Source organism: Collinsella sp. SGI.241, from assembly GCF_050312955.1.
In the GTDB taxonomy this organism is placed as follows: Bacteria; Actinomycetota; Coriobacteriia; order Coriobacteriales; family Coriobacteriaceae; genus Collinsella.
In genome coordinates this window covers 1-216 of record NZ_JBNPKM010000042.1, presented here as the reverse complement: position 1 = coordinate 216, position 216 = coordinate 1, and the positions used below count along the sequence as shown (strand labels likewise).

At 70.4% G+C, this 216-nt stretch carries 1 protein-coding gene; it reads right to left on the bottom strand.

The features are described from left to right. The coding region (locus tag ACQQ92_RS08480; RefSeq protein WP_427796250.1) for a transposase at positions 1 to 216 on the bottom strand (216 nt) is incomplete at both ends.

Genomic DNA, 216 nt, shown 5'->3' with positions numbered 1-216 from the left:
GACTGCGGCGATGATGTCGTCGCGCCGGCGGCGCACCTTCTTCTCCACGGCGACGACCTTGGCGATCTTGCAGTAGGCGGCCCTGTGCATCCAGTCGTCGAGCAGCTCGGCGGCCTCGGAGCCGTCGGCTGCCCGGAAGACGGCCCGCAGGTCCTCCTTGAGCTCCCAGGCCCTGACCAGCCGCGAGCCGGCCCTCTTCTTGAGCGCCTCGAGCCT